The 16644-nt window shown below is 48.6% G+C and carries 8 protein-coding genes; 4 read left to right on the top strand and 4 right to left on the bottom strand.

Translation table 11 applies throughout. The features are described 5' to 3' along the window. The first annotated feature begins 176 nt into the window (after positions 1-176). From HMPREF9439_RS07310 to HMPREF9439_RS07295, 4 genes are read left to right on the top strand one after another with little or no spacing between them, the layout of a single operon-like run. Positions 177-2444: an ABC transporter substrate-binding protein gene (locus tag HMPREF9439_RS07310; RefSeq protein WP_008864362.1), complete on the top strand. Its 2268-nt coding sequence runs from the start codon at positions 177-179 to the stop codon at positions 2442-2444. Next, positions 2441-3418 carry an ABC transporter permease gene (locus tag HMPREF9439_RS07305; protein ID WP_008864361.1) on the top strand — a complete coding sequence of 326 codons (978 nt, stop codon included), beginning with the start codon at positions 2441-2443 and terminating at the stop codon, positions 3416-3418. Before HMPREF9439_RS07310 ends, HMPREF9439_RS07305 begins: the two co-directional genes overlap by 4 nt. After that, positions 3415-4830, top strand: coding sequence for an ABC transporter permease (locus tag HMPREF9439_RS07300; protein ID WP_008864360.1), 1416 nt, complete (start codon positions 3415-3417; stop codon positions 4828-4830). Before HMPREF9439_RS07305 ends, HMPREF9439_RS07300 begins: the two co-directional genes overlap by 4 nt. After that, positions 4830-6641 carry an ABC transporter ATP-binding protein gene (locus HMPREF9439_RS07295; RefSeq protein ID WP_008812147.1) on the top strand — a complete coding sequence of 604 codons (1812 nt, stop codon included), beginning with the start codon at positions 4830-4832 and terminating at the stop codon, positions 6639-6641. The genes HMPREF9439_RS07300 and HMPREF9439_RS07295 overlap by 1 nt, the downstream gene beginning before the upstream one ends. Positions 6642-7111: 470 nt before the next feature. Here HMPREF9439_RS07295 and HMPREF9439_RS07290 read toward each other — a convergent pair whose 3' ends face one another. The 4 genes from HMPREF9439_RS07290 to HMPREF9439_RS07275 all read right to left on the bottom strand — a co-directional run bounded on the left by HMPREF9439_RS07290 (position 7112) and on the right by HMPREF9439_RS07275 (position 16601). Next, complete coding sequence (locus HMPREF9439_RS07290) at positions 7112-7456, bottom strand: type II toxin-antitoxin system death-on-curing family toxin (protein WP_008812146.1); 345 nt, start codon at positions 7454-7456, stop codon at positions 7112-7114. Between the two features lie 193 nt (positions 7457-7649). Continuing rightward, a complete protein-coding gene (gene recD / locus HMPREF9439_RS07285; protein ID WP_021868132.1) occupies positions 7650-9596 on the bottom strand; it encodes an exodeoxyribonuclease V subunit alpha in 1947 nt (648 codons plus the stop codon). Position 9597: 1 nt separating this feature from the next. Continuing rightward, entirely contained in the window at positions 9598-13023 is a 3426-nt protein-coding gene (locus HMPREF9439_RS07280; protein ID WP_008864357.1) for a UvrD-helicase domain-containing protein, read from the bottom strand. An 11-nt stretch (positions 13024-13034) separates the two neighbouring features. After that, a complete protein-coding gene (locus HMPREF9439_RS07275) occupies positions 13035-16601 on the bottom strand; it encodes an exodeoxyribonuclease V subunit gamma (protein WP_008864356.1) in 3567 nt (1188 codons plus the stop codon). Positions 16602-16644: the final 43 nt, after the last annotated feature.

Below are 16644 nucleotides of genomic sequence, written 5' to 3'. Positions count from 1 at the left end.
ATCAGGCTTGAAAGGTCATTCTTTATACCCGTTTTTCGGAGCGATAAAATCTTTCGCGAATCTTAAAAAGTTGGGAATACCCCTAGACGGGAAACCGTCCCTAACTATTTTATTTCTTTGGAATTTTTTGTGATCTGATAAGATATCTCGTCCCAAAATAGGCGAAAGGAACAGCAGTGAAAATTAAAGTAGGATACGGCGCAACTTACGGCAGGCTCCTTAGGTTGTCAGCGGCTGTCTTTGCTGTGATCGCACTGACCTCCTGCAAAGAAATTCCGAACTCTGTTCACACGGAAAAAGAACTTGCCTCCAATACGCTTTACACGCCGTTCTCCGGCCGCAGTCCGAAGCATTTGGATCCGACGAGTTCTTACTCTTCCGATGAGACGCCTTACACCTACAGTATTTACGAACCGCTTTACCAGTATCACTTCCTAGAGCGCCCTTATCGCCTGATCCCTCGTTCCGCAGCAGAGGTCGTTAAACCCGTTTATCTGGATAAAGACGGAAAGGCCTTACCTGAGACTGCTTCGGCGGAAAAAATCGCTCTGAGTGTTTACGAGATTCCGATCAAAAAAGGAATCCTCTTTGCGCCTCATCCGGCTTTTGCCAAGAACGAAAAGGGCGAATACATCAACCACGCGTTAGCGCCTGAAGTCATCGACGAGCTGCACAATCCGATGGATTTGCCGCAGAAGGGTACGCGAGAGCTGACCGCCGAGGATTTTGTTTACTCGATCAAGCGAATGGCCAATCCCCGCATCATTGCTCCGGTCTACGGAACGATGGTGAACTATCTTCCGGGATTGAAAGACTTTGCCGTTCAGGTTCGCGCAGAAGACAAACGCCTTCGCGCCGATCTCAAGCCCTCTGACAGAGACTTACCTTTCTTAGACTTGCGGAAGTTTGAGCTCAAAGGTGTTTCGGCGCCGGATAAGTACACGCTGCGGCTCGAAGTCAAAGGAAAGTACCCGCAGTTCCCCAACTGGCTGGCCATGACGTTCTTTGCGCCGGTTCCGTGGGAGGCCGAAGCCTTCTACGCCCAGAAGGGCATGGCCAAAAACAACTTGTCTTTGAACTATTGGCCCGTGGGTACCGGCCCTTACATGCTGGTGGAATCGATTGAGAACCGCAAACATGTCATGGAGCGCAATCCGAATTTCCGTAAGACGGAGCTTTATCCCTGCGCGGGGGAGCCCGGCGATGAAGCGAAAGGATTTTTAAAGGACTGCGGAAAACCGCTGCCTTTCATTGATCGGATTGAAATCACGGCCGAAAAAGAAAGCGTGCCGCTTCGTACGAAGTTCCTTCAGGGCTACTACGACTCTCCGCAGATTGAACGTCTCGACAACGGTCAGGGCTTCTTGATCGGCATGGCCGACAGCGCGGAAAAAGAAAAAGAGTACAAAGAAAAGAAACTGCAGTTTCCGCAGACCATAGAAGCGCAAAACACGTACTTCGGCTTTAACTGGATGGATCCGGTCGTAGGAGAAGGCAAGACGCCCGAAGAGCGCGAGCGCAACAAGAAGCTTCGTCAGGCGATTTCTATTGCCATGGACTGGGAAGAATATATCCAGATCTTTGAGAAAGGGCTGGCGTCTCCCGCGCATGGACCCCTGCCGCCGGGACTTTTCGGATATCGAGAGGACGGCGCTGCGGCCTTTAACCCGATCGTTTACGAAAAGACCGAAGACGGACTCGTCCGCCGCAAATCCATTGAAGAAGCCAAGAAACTCTTAGCTGAAGCAGGCTACCCCGGCGGCCGTGATGCAAAAACCGGCGAGCCTTTAGTCTTGAATCTCGACTTCCAGGCGGCAGCGTCTCCTTCAACGAAGGCTGTGCTCGACTGGTACCAGAAGCAGTTTGCCAAGATCGGCATTCAGCTCGATATCCGCGGCACGGACTACAACCGTTTCCAGGATAAAGTGATCTCCGGGAATCACCAGCTCTTCTTATGGGGCTGGCTGGCCGACTATCCGGATGCAGAAAATTTCCTGTTCCTGCTTTACGGCCCTAACGCTAAGTCCAAGACGGGCGGCTCGGGAGAGAACGCTTCGAACTACCAAAATCCGAAGTACGACGAGCTCTTCAGCCGTATGCGTTATATGGACGAAGGCCCGGATAAGGCCGAGGCCATTAATGAACTGATCAAGATCGTCCAGGAAGATGCGCCGTGGACATTCGGTTACTTTCCGACGAGTTCCGCGGCTTTCCATCAGTGGGTGCACAACGGCAAACCCACGCAGGTTGTGCGCAATCACATTCAGTACCTGAGGCTCGATCCTGAGACGCGAGTGAAGGCTATTAAAGAATGGAACAAACCCATTTACTGGCCGCTGCTCGTTTTTGTTCTGCTGTCGGCGTTGGTGATTATTCCGGCCGTGGCTCTTCATAGAAAGCGGGAACGAATGACCGCACGCACTACAGAGGAGGACGTCAAATGATTCGTTATCTCTTAAGACGCATCGGCTACGGCTTCCTGATTCTGATCGGCGTCAATCTGCTCACCTTTATGCTGTTCTTTACGGTCAACACGCCGGATGATATGGCGCGCCTCAATATCGGCGGCAAGCGTGTGACGGCCGAAGCGATCCAGAACTGGAAAGAAGAACACGGTTACGACAAACCGCTGCTCTGGAATGAGAAGGCCAAAGGCTCAGACAAGCTTACGGATACGATTTTTTGGCAGCACAGTGCGCGGCTGATGGTCGGAGACCTCGGTGCATCGGACGCGGGACGTGACATTGCTTATGAAATCAAAAACCGAATGTGGCCTTCGGTTGCTTTGGCGTTTCCGACCTTTTTGCTCGGCGTCTTCGTGATTGTCGTGTTTTCTTTAGGTTTAGTGTTCTTCCGGCACACGAAGCTTGAGATCGGCGGCGTGGTCTTTGCCATTGTCATGATGTCGATCTCATCGCTTTTCTACATTATTTTCGGGCAGTGGCTCTTCTCAAAAGTCCTGCGGCTCGTTCCGATCTCAGGTTTTGAGACGGGAACGGCCATGATTTCGTTCCTGATTCTTCCGATTGCGATCGGCGTTTTCTCTCGCATCGGAGGCGATGCGCTGCTGTACCGCTCGATGTTCCTGGAAGAAATCAACAAGGATTACGTTCGTACCGCTCGCGCGAAGGGCTTAAGCGAAACGGCCGTCCTGTTTAAACACGTTCTGCGCAACGCCAGCCTGCCGATTCTGACTTCAACGGTTGCCGTGCTTCCGATGCTGTTTTTAGGCTCCTTAGTGATGGAAAGCTTCTTCGGCATTCCGGGCTTAGGCAGCTTCACGATTGACGCGATTAATGCTCAGGACTTCGCCATTGTCCGTACCATGGTTTTTGTAGGAACCGTGCTGTATGTTATCGGTCTGATTTTGACGGACGTAGCTTACACGATTGCCGACCCGAGGATCCGTTTGAAATGATGCCTAAATTTGTTTTGCTTCCAACGGATATCGTGATTGTCGTCCTTCTTGCGGCACTAACGTTTTATCTGATTCATGTTGCCCGCTCCGAAGAGCTCAAAGCACGATGGCGCTATGTTGTGAGTTCCGGCGCCTCGCTGTGCTCGCTTTCGCTGCTGTGTTTCTTCCTTCTGCTCTCCGTCGTAGATTCTGTGCACTTTCGTCCGGTCATTGATGTTCAGGCCGGGCGCCCGATCTATGACGTCAAGGCTTATTCCCTGTTGGATAAAGCGCTAGGCAAAGCCTCTTCTGCCGAAGAGAAGTCTTATTCGATGCCGCTTGCGACTCAGACATTTGAAAAAATTTCCCGCTTTGAAGACGGCAAACCCGTGCGCGATTACGAACCGCTGAAAGCCGGAGGAGCGCACCTCAAAAATAACGCCGATTGGGCAGAAGACATCATCGTTAAATCGGCCTGCGGGCTAGGTGCAGGACTCGTGCTTAGCGCTTTGCTGTGGTTCTTAACGGTCGGACTGATTGCTCGATATAAAGATCGCTCATTCAAGGGAGAGGTGCGTACGCTATTTAAGCGCCGCGATGAAGTTCCTTATGAAGCAGTCCTTACGACCTGCTCTGTTTTAATCGTCCTCGGGTGCCTGATCGGCGCGCTTTGGCCGTATTACCACGTGATGGGGACAGATCAAACAGGCAACGATGTCCTGTATCAAGCCTTTAAGTCGGTGCGTACAGCGCTTGTGATCGGAACTCTGGCGACGTTGACGACGCTTCCGTTTGCCGTGGTTCTGGGAATTTGTGCCGGATTCTTCAAGGGCTGGGTAGACGACTTAATTCAGTACCTTTACACGACGTTGTCTTCAATTCCGAGCGTTCTTTTGATTGCGGCTTCCGTGCTGATGATTCAGGTGTTCATTGATTCTCATCCCGGCATGTATGCGACCGGCATTGAGAGAGCCGACCTTCGTCTGTTCATGCTTTCAATCATCATCGGTCTGACGGGCTGGGCCACGCTCGCACGTCTCCTTCGCGCCGAGACCTTAAAGATTTCTCAGCTGGACTATATCCAAGCGGCTCGTGCCTTCGGATTAGGGCCGTTTAAGATCATGAAGCGTCATGTGCTGCCCAACGTGATCCACATCATTTTGATTGTGGCGGTATTGGATTTCTCCGGCATTGTTCTATATGAAGCGGTGCTTTCTTACGTCGGTGTCGGCGTTGATCCGACGACACACAGTTTCGGTTCCATGATTAATGCCGGACGTCTTGAACTTTCCCGCACACCGGTTGTCTGGTGGAACCTTTGCGCGGCTTTCACTTTCATGCTCACACTTGTGTTGTCTGCCAACTTGTTTGCGTCTGCCGTTCGGGAAGCATTTGACCCGAGACTGGTCCTCAAAATCGGGAGGAAAAAGTAATGCTCCGTATTTCTAATATGGTGACTGAAATCCTCACTTCCGAGGATACGGTTCGCGTTGTAGACGGTTTGAGCCTGACGCTTAATCGAGGCGAAATCTGCGCTTTAGTCGGAGAGTCCGGGTGCGGCAAATCTATGACGGCTTTTTCTCTGCTGAGATTGCTTCCGAGCTCCGGACGAGTCTCGAGCGGTGTTGTTACCGTTGACGGAACAGAAATCATGGGTTTGCCGGAAGCTGCGATGCGCAATATTCGCTCTTTCAAGATCAGTTTGATTTTCCAGGAACCGGCGACGTCGTTAAACCCGGTGATGACTGTCGGGGATCAAATTGTCGAGACAATTCTTCTTCATACACCGCTGCGCGGCGAAGAAGCGCGAGCAAAAGCACTCGACTGGCTGAAAAAAGTCGGAATCCCTGAGCCCGAACGCAGAATGAAATCATTCCCGTTTGAACTCTCCGGCGGTCAAAAGCAGCGCGTTATGATCGCTATTGCACTAGCGGCCGAGCCGAACTATTTGATTGCAGACGAACCGACGACGGCGCTGGACGTTTCCGTTCAAGCTCAGATTCTTGATCTTTTAAAGCATCTCAAGGAAACCGAAAACATCGGCATTCTGCTGATTACACATGATTTGGCTGTTGTGGCTCAGGTCGCAGCCAGGGTAGGGCTGATGTATGCCGGTGAGCTGGTGGAAGAAGCTTCAGCACGTGAGTTCTTCTCCAAGCCATTGCATCCTTATGCGCGCAATCTTTTGAAGGCGCTTCCTGAAGGAAAGCAAAAGAGCCAGATGCTCGAGGCAATACCGGGCATGGTTCCTCGCTTGAATCGAGAGTTCCATGGATGCCGATTTGCCGAGCGCTGTAAAAAAGCTCGTCCCGAATGTTCTCAGCATAAAGTTGTCCTGCAGGAGATTGGAGACCGAAAAGTTCGCTGCCTGTTTCCTGAAAATGATCCGGTCGAACTTCCGCGAAGTGACGTTGTTGTTGAGCGAGAGCAGAAAGATGTGCCTCGCATTCTTGAAGTCAAGAATTACAGCGTTTGGTTTCCGATTCGCGGCGGTTTTCTGCGTCCGACGGAATACGCCAAAGCCGTCAACAATGTCTCATTCGATGTGCGCAGAGGGCTGACAACGGCATTGATCGGAGAAAGCGGCAGCGGCAAAACCACGGTGGCCCGAGGTATCCTCCAACTTCTCCGACTGCAGGCAAAAATCACTGGTTCTGCGCTCTTGAACGGAAAAGACTTAGGCAGCTTGAACGGTCCCGATCTTCGACAAGCCCGCGTCGATATGCAGGTTATTTTCCAAGATCCATTCTCCAGTTTGAATCCGAGAATGCGTGTTAAGGAAATTCTGCTTGAAGGGTTGGAGAGCCTGCACCCTGATATTCCTGCGAGTGAAGCGCTCGGAAGAATTGAAGATGTCATCGGTCTTTGCGGGCTTCGTTCCGATTCATTGAATCGGTATCCGCATGAGTTCTCGGGCGGACAAAGACAGCGCTTGGCGATAGCTCGTGCGTTGGTGGTCGAACCCAAACTTCTGATTTGTGATGAACCGACATCGGCTTTGGATGTTTCCGTGCAGGCCCAAATCCTGAATCTTTTGAACGAAATCCAAAGAAGCCGAGATATCTCGTACTTGTTCATCACTCATAACTTCGGCGTCGTTCGTTACCTTGCCGATGAAGTCATTGTGATGAAGTCCGGAGAAGTGGTAGAAGCAGGATCGGCGGCAGAAATCCTTAATCGTCCGAAAGATCCTTACACCTGTCGCTTGCTGGAAGCAGTTCCGAATTTCGACTCTCTGAAGTAAGAACAAGAAGTTCCCACAAAGCCGAAAGACGCGTCTGGATACGGAAAGACGTTCTAGGCTCTGTTAGCGAAATTCAGCGAAGGACGAAATAAAAATTCAGAGGGGAGTTTTATCTTTAAAGGATAGAATTAAAGATAGTTTAACCTCTAAGTATTGGTATTTTTGCTGTCAAAGAAAGCCTCAATTTTTGAGAATTGAGCAGAAATTGAACACGATTGAACAAGTATTGAACATATATCGTGAGTAGACGAGCTTGAGAACGAGTTTCTCTTTTCAATCCGGATAGAGTAACGGCCTGTTTTAGCGAAATAAGCGAAAGATGAAATAAAAATTTGGAGGGGATTTTTGTTTTTAAAAGACCGAATTAAAGATGATCTATCTTTTAAGTATTGGGATTCTTGGTGTCAAAGAAAACGTCTTTTTTGGAAATTAGACTGTTAAAAGGCCAAACTCGAGGAGGTACTTCTTTTTTAATCCGGAAAGAGCAATCGTGTGTTTTCAGTGATGCCTCGCTGGTTGGCAGCGATGTCTATTAAAACATCGCCTAAGCGGTCTTGATCCGACAAGAACTTGATTCCATTGTTTTGGCACAGATCCAAGTAAATCGCCAGCGCCGTCCTTTTGTTGCCGTCCTGAAAGAAATGACCTTTGAGAAGGCTGACGACGATGCTTGTTATCTGCTCTCTGACGGTGTCGTAATAGGAATAGCTGGACAGACATCCGCCTACTCGCTGTTTTCTTTCTTCTGAGCAGCGATTGCCGGTGAGAGCTTCGTTGATCAAGACCACCGCATCAATATCTAATGGTGTACTCATTTGTCTTTGAGATAATCAAACGTCTTTTTGAAGGTGTTTAAATTTTCTTTAAAGCGTTTGAGCATTTGCTCTTTAGTATTTGGGCGGAGCTCCTGTTTTTGAGGAACTGATTTTCTATCTGTCATAGTTCAAGAAAGAGAAGAGCCGATTCGGTTCGATTAACCGGCTCGGCTTCTTCCCTCAGAAAGAGAAATTATCCTTGTTCGCTGAAACGTTCTTTAAGCCGCTGAGGCAGTCCTCCGCTGCGCTGCGTGACGGTCTTTAACGACATGTCTAGGGCATCCTTAGCCCCGAAAATCTGGCACGTTTTTTCCGAGCGAGTAATGCCGGTATAAAGAAGTTCGCGCGTGCATAAAGAGGCAGCATCACTTCCGGCACTTAGTGTTGGCAGGAAGATGGCTACATCACGGAAGCCGGAACCCTGCGATTGATGGATGGTGATTGCAAAGGCGGTGTCATATTTCGGCAGCAGCTGAGCCGGAACGATTTTCTTCAGATCACCGATGAATGCATACCACATCGGTTTGTCGGAATCAGCCGTCTTCAAGCCGAAAATAACAGCGACGTCGCCGTTGGCGACACCAAGGCCGGAGTCGTTTTGACGAACAATGATGACCTTGCCGTTGTACATGTCGTCTGCGGATGGAACTATGAAAGCCGTTTTAACAAAATCTTCGCAATAATCATTGACGGCATTGACGCCGGTCGGACCTTCACGTTGTGCGCACAACGGACGGAAAGTACTCAGTTCGTTCCAGACGTCTTTAAGAGCTTGTTGTACATCATTAGGAAGGTTTTCGAAGTTGGCTGATCTTGAATCCACTTCGTTTTTATCGTTCAAAGTTAAAGTCAGGTTTAAGTTTTCGACTGCGTTGCAGTAGGAATCGAGTTTTTCCTCTAACCACTTCTGAGCCTGCAGAGGAAGATTTCTACCTGCAGATTTGAAAAACACGCCGGTATCTTTAAATCCTTCAAAAGGTTGATCGTCCGTGTACTCAACTTCTGAAATAAAGTCCGAAATGCCGGCTTCTCTTCCTTCTTCGAAGGCCAGCATGCGCTGCGCCAATCTGCCGATAGCGGATTTGTCGTTGAAGCGAATGCTCTCTTTTAATTCAACAATGTGGCCTTTCAAAACACCCGAATTGTCGGAGATGTCAGCAAACACCGAACCAGGTCCGACGGCTGCCAGCTGATGCTTGTCGCCTAAAAACACAGTTTGCGTTTTGGTTGGATCAATTGATCTGATAAGTTTTAACGCAAGGGCGGAGTCAATCATTGAGCTCTCATCCACGATTAGCAGATCTGCTTCGATCGGATTGTCTGCTGAAGGTCGTTTGCCGTTGGATAAATCCGTGACGAGCAATTTATGGATCGTCAAAGAAGTCAGTCTATCTTCCGCAAGGGCCTTGCGAACGGCAGGGTAGTAAGGTGCAGAGGACGGACCGGCATCCGCTTGATTTTTTACGGATTCAAGAAGACGACTTGTGGCCTTTCCGGTTGGGGCACACATTTGAATGATGCCCTTCGGATGTATTTCCAAAAAGGCTTCAATGAATTTCACAACGGTGGTTGTTTTGCCGGTACCGGGACCGCCGCAAATAACGGAGAATTTCTCCGAAACTGCAAGTTCGGCGGCTTCCAGCTGCAGAGGATTTAAAGAGTAGGCTTTCTTGTCGCCGTTTTCTCGTGCATTCTTTAACGTCTGTTCCAGCTGTGCTAAGGCCTCTTTTACCTCGTTGACGTCGCTGGCGCTTGTAGAGCACATACCGTGAATACCTGCGGCCAAACGGCTTTCAGAGCAAAAATTGCGGCGGGAATAAATTCTCAGCTTTTTCGGTTCGCTCTCGTCAAGAAGAAAAGGCGTAGGAGCGACAGAAAGGTTGTTAGGTTCGTCAGCAATTTTGTTGCTGCTGTCTGTTAGCAGCTCAGCTTCCCTGAGCAGCTCCGCGTACTTTTTATTTTGCGGCGTTGCATCAAGCTCGGCACATAAACCTCCGAGGTGTTCGGCTTGTCCGAGATGCAGCATGAAGAACGCCAATGCGTCTCTTAGCTCTTCTGTAATGGTTTTTCCTCGACGAGTTAAAAGGTCAAGCAGAATGGTGCCGAGGTTTTCAAATGAATTTTGGTTTTGCGAAATCATTTCAAACTGCTCCTTTGGCACGAGATTCCAGGAGTTCGCGACTGAATCCGTTTTTCAGGAAGTCGTCTAAACATTCGATAAGGGCATCTTTTGGACGTTCAAAGTACGTTCCACGCGCATTCCTGTCGATGCCGCGCAGGAAGCAGTAAACCGCCCCTCCGATGGCTTTATAACCCGTACCTTCCGGCAGATTTAAACGAACTTCGAGCATTCGTTTGAGCGCAACGAGATAGAGCGCCAACTGAAGCTCGTAGTGATTATTTTTCATCAAGGCGTTCACGGCTTCCGGCGTATAGAGCTCAGGAGTGTTGTTGCGGTAATCAATTTTGTTCGTCTTCCAGTCGATGACCCAATATTTGCCGTCAGCGGCAAAAGCTAAGTCGATGGAGCCCGTGAGATAACCGCGCATATCAAGTTCTGACAAATGAAAGTCTTTATAACGAGAATCAAAGGCCGTTAGCGTTTCAGCCAAAAGACTCGCCGTCAGACGTTCTCTGCCCTTTATCGGAGCTCCGACGGAAAGCATGAATTTCAATTCCGGACGGCAATCTTTAAGATTTTTAAAAAGCTGAGAGAGATGGAAGCCCGGCGCGGAGGGCAGAATCTTTGCTTCGAATAAATTTTCGAAGAACTCTTCCGTTTTAGTCTCGATTTCGGCCTTTCGTTCTTCAGTTTCTGGGGCGACATAACCCTTAAAACGATCATCTAAAAATTTGTAGACTCTGTTCTTCCAGTTATGGAAATTTTTGTCGAAAATCTTTTCTAATAATTCGTGGACTTTCGTGCCGAATTCGGCAGCGCTTTGGGTGCCTTTGAGGACTTCCAATACGTCCTCTTCTTTCGATTCCGCGACAGTTTCCTCTGACTCAAGAGCTTCCGACTCATCAGTGATGACGGCGGAGTCCTGTGCTTCCATGGTCCTCAACAAGCTTGTGAAACTGGAAGAAATCCAAGAACGATTTTGCTTCTCACCGCGACCGGCTCTGAGATCAAGATGCTCCGGCGGTTGTCTGAAGGAGACTTCGGAGTCTCCATATTTGCCGGGTTCGAAGTCAAAACGGATCTCAAAAGGAGTGTAAGCATTTAAAGCTTTCTCAGAGAGCATGAGAGGATGTGCGCTGTTCTTGTTGTACTCGGAAATTCCGTCAAGCAAGGCCTTTCTGACTTCTCTTGCCGACGCTTCCTTCGGGCTCAAAGCCTCCCGCAGTCGGTTTAAACCGCCAATAATGGCCAATCCGCCGGACGTTTCTCCGCTGATAGCCTGAGCAAGCGGATTTTTTCCGCCGACGCTGCCGTGAGGCGCTCCGTTCTTAGTTTTCTTGAAGAAATAGGGAAGAACCACCCTTGCTGTGGCTCGCGTCATAGCGACATACAGCAGTCTCATGGACTCCTCATATGATTTCTCAATGAAGTCGTCCGGTGCCTTCTGTTCGGTTTCATAGAAGGTAATGACGCCTGTCGCATCATCTCTAAATTTCTGACCTTTGGAAAAGCTTATCGGCCGGTCAAGGTAATAAACAACAGGGTATTGAAGGCCTTTACTGCTGTGAATAGTCTCAACTCGAACAACATCGGAATCGGTTTCACGTCTCAGAGTGTAGCTGTCGTTGCTCTTTTTTTGTTCTTGTTTTAACCAGCGCAGCAGTCCCTGAAGACTATCAATGGTGTTGTGCTGCTGATGAAGAAGCTCCAAGATGTGCTGATAATTCGTGAGGGCGCGTTCTCCTCCGTATTGCAGTAAACGCTCTTCGGTTTTGGCGCCGGCAAATAGGTTCGAAACAGCAGCGATAATTCCGCTCTTCTCGTAGATTTTTGCTGAGTTTTCCAATAACAGACGTGCCTGCGCGGAGGCCGCATCGTTATTCAATAAGTCATTCAGCGAGTCGCCGAAAATCCTGGTTGCCTGAGCCGCAGCCACAAGACGAGTATCTCTCGGATCGTACATAGCCTCTAGAACGCTCTTAAGTTCGTGCGCTTCTTTGGAACATAAGACATTTTCATTCGAAGACCGAAGGGTGCGAATGCCCCGCCTGCGCAGCTCTTCAATAACCTTGTCAGCATGGAAGCGCTTTGCAACCAAAATCGCGATATCGCTGGGTCTCAGTCTCCGGCCGTCATAGAGGACATTTTCCTTTAGCAAGGATTCGATTTCCTCTGCGATGGCAATAGCCTCCATATCGCGAAGTGTCTCTGCATTGGACAAGGCCTTAGTGTCGGCATTGGACCAGAAAGCGAAAGAGGAAAGGGGTTCGACTTTGCCGTCTTTCTCTAAGAGGAGCGGTAGTTTTTTCTTATTAAACTTCACCGGCGAATAAGAAAGGGCCTGATTCAAAAAGCCGCCGCGGGAACCTTTCCCTTCCGGATTGAAGTACGCATTAACTCCGGCAATGATCCCAGGAGTAGAACGATAATTCTTTACTAACTGATAAGGGTTGTTGATTTCGTTTTTGGCTAACAGATACGTTTCAAGACTTGCGTTCCTGAAGCGATAAATAGACTGTTTCGGATCACCGACAAAGATAACGGGTTTGGAGTTCTCCGGATCCTCTAAGAACAGGTGTTTGAAAATCGAGTATTGAATCGGGTCCGTATCCTGAAATTCGTCAATCAAAGCAGCGCCGTAAAGGTTCTGAATTGCCTTGGTGAATTCCGGATCTTTAACAATGCGTTCTTCTGCTTCGATCAGCAGGTCATCGAACGTAAAAAGACGTTCATCTTTCTTGTTTTCTTCGTAGAGTTTTGTTGCCTGATCAATGAAAGTTTCAAAAAACCGAGTGGTTTCGTCTTCGGGCTTTTGATTCGCATCTTTCATCAGCTTCATTTGCCGGGTGAGCGGCATGCTTCTGCTCAAACCGGCAGCAGTTGTCAGAATATCTTCCCAAGGAATGTCTCGAGCCAGAGACAGTTGTTCCGTAGGGTAGCCTGGATAGGCCTTCGGAAGGTTTGTACGAAGAAAAGTACTCAGCGCTTTATCTTTAGCGTTTGAATCATCTCCGATCTCAAAGTCGTAGTTTCCCTTTGAAGAAAAGACAAAGTCCTGAAGGATTCGTTGGCAAAAGCCGTGAATAGTAAAAATGGCAGCGTCGTCAATCTTATTCAGCGCTGTTTGCAGTTTTTCAAGAATTATGTCCTGAGAATATTTCTTTTCTCCCCAACTATCCAGCAGATCGTTGAAGCTTCCGCTCTTGTTCAGCCTAATTTGTTCAATCAGTTCCGTCAGGTTGCTGCGCAAACGAGAGGACAACTCATCAGTGGCTGCATTCGTGAATGTCACGACCAAAATACGATCTAGTTCGATTCCTTTCTCGACTAAAAGCCTGAGCAGCACTCGCATCAAGGAATACGTTTTTCCGGTGCCGGCGCTGGCTTCCAAAAGCATGCGCCCCTCAATCGGCGTTGTGGCAGCATCAAATTCTTTATAAAGCATAAATACTCCGATTAAGGTTTAAGTTTTTGAATGAATTCAATTAACGCTTCGAATGCTTCTGAAAGGTAGATGTCTTTCTTTCTGCCATCACCTTTGAGGAGTTTGTAGTAATCGCTGAGTTCTTCTTTGAGAGCCTTAGATAAATCAGCAGCTTTTCTTACGCTTTCCTCTGAGACACCCTGCCAAAGCAGTGCGTCATCCGAGGCATTCATTCCAAGTGCGTGCTTGCAGTGACACTCAAATAACCTCAAGAACGCTTTAAGCGGTTCGCCGCCATGGTTCTGAATAATCGAAGAGTAAGAAATGACGAAATGATCTGTGTCTGAACTTTCGTTAAAGATGAGTAAATCGTAGGGTTCCCCGGCTTCGGTCCAAATAATTTGGCGCAATACTTCTCGGTTTTGTTCCGACGCAGAGCAAAAGACGCCGAGCTTGACGCGCAAGGACTCATCTTCCGTTTTCCAAAGGAAGAGATCCGTTTTGTCTGTGAGCCGATTGACGAAGCTAGAAACTGCAGTCGGAACTCGATAATCAAGTCCCGCCGAGAGGGGTTTTAAAGTCTCAGTCTCCTCAAATTGTTTCCTTGCGGCGTGAGCGTCGGCAACCTCTGAGGTTTCAAAACTGAGAACCGCACGTCGGACACTTTCAATGCCGTACTTCGGATTAAGGTTCAAAAGATTGAGCGCCTCTTGATCAGAGAAGTTATTCTCAAGCAAAGAAAGAAATTTTCGGCTGACCTCTGAGTGCATAAGCTTGTCGTCCTTAGAAGGGACGATCATTCTTTCGTCGGCTTCGAAATCTGATGATTCAAGCTTGAGCAGCGTTGCCGCCCATTCGTTGTAAGAGGTCAGGAACTTTATGAGGAAATTAACCTGCAGTTCGCGGAGCACCGGGTGCTGCATCGTTTTGGGAAGTTTCTCAGCAGGAATCTCGGTGTTGGCAAACATCGGTTCCTTGGCGCCCGGGTTCCTATAGGCATGTTCGATTGAATCGAGGACGTCTTTCCGAGGGCTCTTCCAGAACAAGTTGTTTTCTCGTTTGTCTAGAGATTTTGCTTCCTCTAAGAAATTTCTCATGGAGAAGCGATTCAAAGGAACCTTAGTTACGATGCTCTTCCAAAGCTCGTCTGCCTTTTCCTGAGCTGTGCCGTCCTCCATCCCTACGCTCATGGCATGAGAAAGGAAGTAATTCTTGAAATTATCAATGACGAGCGACGGATTATTTTCGCTTTGCGGTTTCGTTCCGATTGTGTAGGAAATCAAAAGGTTTTCTCGAGCGCTGAGAAGCGTGTCAAGGAAGACAGCGTTATTGTCCTTTCTTGCGTCTCGGTCACCGCGGCGGCGGTGATCCTTGGTCAAGTCAAATTCTTCAAACTTAGGTGTTCCCGGGAACCCGCTTTTCTCATCGAAACCCAAACAGCAAATGACCTTGTAGGGTATTCCTCTGGCAAGTGAAATGGATGCGAAGGTCATCGTTCCGGAGCTCGGTACATCGCGCTTTGTTTTGGAGAGTTCACTTCGCAGCTCGCTTAATACAACATCGAAACTGACGGTTTTTTCCGTGCCGCCGAAAGCGGCAGCCATGCCTTTGCAGACTGTCTCGATGATTTCTGAGAAGTTATAGGACTCTTCAGGATCACAGTTGTTTCCGAAGAAACGCTCTTTCATACCTAACAGAGCTTCTCTCCAGGCCTCTGCGGGGAGTGCAAATTCGGAAGCGAGCAGTTCACGACGCTGATCGGCAAGGTTCAGATAAAGTTGAGAAAGCGCTTGGAGCAAGCGGCCCGAGCCGTCGGAAACGACATCAAAACCGGCTTCCTCATCTCCTCGAATAGGAAGAACACTCTTGAAGGGCAGAGGGGAAGCTTCATCAAGGAAAAAGCCGAGAGAAAGCCGTTCCATGGCGTCCTGAAAGGACGTGTCTTCGTCAGTGAAATTCAGCGCCGCGAGCTGTTCATGATCGATTCCGACAGAGTATCCCGCAGAATAAAGCCAAGTCTGAATGACAGAGATGTCGTCTAAGGACAGGTCCCACTGCTGTTGTACGGGGAGTTTCTCCAGCCAATCAAAGAATTCTCTGGCTGAGAAATCGGACATCAAGAGTTTGCCCAAGCCCACAAACGCATCTGCAAGCGCATTCTGTTTTTCTTCGCTGAGACCGATGATCTTCCAAGGGATATAAAGATCTTTCGGCAGTGATGCCATGACGCCTTCAATGATAGGAGCTGCCTTTTCGATGTCCGGAACTACGACCAAAACATCGGAAGGTTTTAGGCCGCGTTTTTTATCTGTGAGCCAATTCTGGAGAATGTCGATGGTGGCTTCGACTTCTCGGACAAAAGAGGGCGCCTTGAGAATGCGAAGACTGACATCTTTCTCGGCAGGCTCAATGGGCAGCAGCGTGCTGTCCATTCTAAGAATGGAGTTTTGAAAGCTATGCAGAAACGACTTGGAGGGATACTCCAGATATGCGGAAGCTGTCTCGGCACTAACCTTGGTTTTTATTTCTTCTTCGGAATGGTCGAAAGTTTTTTCTGAGGTTACAAATTCCCGAGACCCCGGCTGTTTGACGAATGCCTTTTGACGGTTCTGTTTGTCTTTATCAGAGATATCCGTTTCGATTGCCGAAGCTTCTTCCTCGGAAAAAAGGAAGCTGTCCAATCGGTCAATAGCGGCTCTCGTGCTTGCTGCATTTGTCAACAGATAGTTCAGGCAGCTGTTGTCGACTTTGAAATTCTCGGACCAGTCGAACTGCGCTTTCGGAACGGACTCAAACCAGTACTCGGCGCACGGATTAAGAATGTACAGATTAAGCTCTGCAGGAGAATCTTCATAAGCTCGAATCAGAGGCAGTAAGTTAGGCGGAATCGAGAACGGCAGAAAAAGATGAATCGGAAGACTGTTCTCAACCGGTTTGTTCTTCCGGATTCGCTCAATAGTATTTTCAAGCCACCCGAAGATTTTTCCTTCGCTTTCTGCGCCGGTCTGTTCGATTAATTCTTGCCAAAGACGCTTTTGCCACAAAAAGTCAGCGTTTTTCTTCAATCGCTCTTCTTCTGCCTTTGCATTTGGTACCGGAAGCGGGTGTACCTTATGGTTGAATTTGAATTTCTCTAAAGCCCACTGTTGCAGCCAGTCAAAGCGATAGGAACCGTAAGTAATGAAAACTGTGTTCAGATGACGGGCAAATTCCAACACACCGACGGGGTCCAATGTCTGAATGTATTCATAAAGACGCTTTTCTTCTTCAGGGAAAGCCTTTTTGTTTTGCTTTTGACGCAGGATCTCGTAAAAAGTCCAGTCCATGACCTGAGATGTTTCAGCGTTGGAGAGAGACTGTCCGAGAACTTTGAACATCCAGCTGGCTACGTTAGAGAATTCAATCCCCGGAGTGGCTCCGAAGTGATCCGCGAAGAAGCGGTTGAGGTTGTCCTCGATCATCGGCGTCGGGACGATAACCTTGATTTGCTCAAAAAAGGAGGCATTACTGTTTCGCAGGTCCTCCAGATTAAAACCGATTTTTGTGGCAAGAACCGTTCGAAGAACTTCGAACGAGTTCGAGTAAAAAGTAGAAATCACTGAGGACCCTCCTAAAAGGAAAAGCCGACGTTTTAGTTTAGTT

Origin of the sequence: Parasutterella excrementihominis YIT 11859 (assembly GCF_000205025.1) — a bacterium.
In the GTDB taxonomy this organism is placed as follows: domain Bacteria; phylum Pseudomonadota; class Gammaproteobacteria; order Burkholderiales; family Burkholderiaceae_F; genus Parasutterella; species Parasutterella excrementihominis.
The sequence above is the reverse complement of the archived record's forward strand: the minus strand, read 5'-3'. Positions and strand labels throughout refer to the sequence as shown.